Raw genomic sequence first — 1,413 nt, forward strand, 5'->3', positions numbered from 1 at the left:
GTTCCGACGTAACGGGCTAATTTATAAATGCAAATCAAAAATTTGCACTTGCAGCTTAATTAACTAGTTTAATTAAGTTACGGGGTCCGGGGCACCTGGCAACAGAACGCCCCCTTTTAATCGTAATATCCAATTTCTTTTAAATATTTCTTGGACATAACTGGAAAAAGATAAGCATCAGAGTCCGTTGGTATGTTTTCCCATTTAAATACTTTTTGAGGGGCGGTATAACGGAATGCAGACATCGATAAATGATAAGTTTTTCTTAACAATTGATCTTTAATAAATTCATAAATAGGCATAGCGCCTGATGCATCCCAATTAGAAGATTTTTTTGTCATCATATAATCTTTTAAGTTTAAATCTTTAATCACATCTAAAACAGTTTTTTTAACTTCTTCATTGTTAGGTATTGCAATACCTAAACTAAAATGTTGACCACCTTTGTGCATCCCTGTTGCACCAGATAAACCTATAACTTGTCCTTTTTTAACCCAAAAATTATTATTTATTAAATCTTCACTATAACCACCACAATCTTGGGGTCTGTTTTTTTTCCAACCCCATTCATATTCTTTCGAAAGTTTACAATCTCCTTTGTTAAATCCTTTTACAAAGTTTGTTTCTTTTAAATGATAATAAAGAATTAAATTTCCTTTTTTATCTATAAAATATATTTTAACATCATCAAAGGGTTTCATGGTAGATCCAGTTTGATAATGATCTATTCCATGTTTTTTGCCCATTGATTTTGAACCTTTTGCACTTTTTTGTTCAGCACCACTATCTTCAATACTAACTACTTTCATGTCTGTAATTGCTACAACAGGTGTTCCTCTTTTGACATTCATAGATGTTCCTCTTTTCCGTTTGTAAGCAGAACAATTAGGACAACACTTTCCACCTTTTATACCATCGTGTATTTGTGCAGATGGTCCAACCTCAACTCCATTAAAATTACAGGGTAAGGTTTTATAAATTTTATGTTTTTTTGCTGCAAACGAATGCGAAGTAAAAATAGAAAACATCAAAAATAGAAAAACGTATAGAGATAATCTTTTCATTAAATAATTTTATCCAATTTTACAACGAAGTAATAGATCAAAAAACCAAATAAAAAGAAAATAAGTCATTCTGACAACGAAGTTTACAATGAAGTAGTTTGATAAAGTAAGCAAATATGCTATTTTCTAATCTGTTACCGGGCAACAGAACGCCCCTCTTTCAATTTAGAATTGTTGTATATCAACAAATCTTATCTAAAATGTTCTACGAAGATTACTACGAATTTTCTACGAAGTTTTAAAACCAATTTTAAGTTATTTCTTTATGAATTAATAATTTCAATTTTCTTATCTTTCAATTTTAAAAATATTTTATTTAAACTTATTAAAACATTGGTTTTTTTAAAAT

1 protein-coding gene and 1 other RNA gene are annotated in these 1,413 nt (G+C 29.4%); one reads left to right on the plus strand and one right to left on the minus strand.

What is annotated here, in order from left to right:
* Positions 1-117: a transfer-messenger RNA gene (gene ssrA, locus AMN78_RS04030) on the plus strand; the annotation flags it as partial.
* On the opposite strand, the gene AMN78_RS04215 is transcribed toward ssrA, so the two are convergent.
* Positions 117-1,064 carry a hypothetical protein gene (locus AMN78_RS04215; RefSeq protein WP_179850616.1) on the minus strand — a complete coding sequence of 316 codons (948 nt, stop codon included), beginning with the start codon at positions 1,062-1,064 and terminating at the stop codon, positions 117-119. The genes ssrA and AMN78_RS04215 overlap by 1 nt on opposite strands.
* Positions 1,065-1,413: the final 349 nt, after the last annotated feature.

It is taken from the genome of Candidatus Pelagibacter communis, assembly GCF_001179945.1.
GTDB classification, from domain to species: domain Bacteria; phylum Pseudomonadota; class Alphaproteobacteria; order Pelagibacterales; family Pelagibacteraceae; genus Pelagilacustribacter; species Pelagilacustribacter ubique_A.

What these genes read in the sequence shown, in the direction of transcription:
- AMN78_RS04215 (WP_179850616.1), bottom strand. Translation starts at nt 1,064, where the DNA reads ATGAAAAGATTATCTCTATACGTTTTTCTATTTTTGATGTTTTCTATT.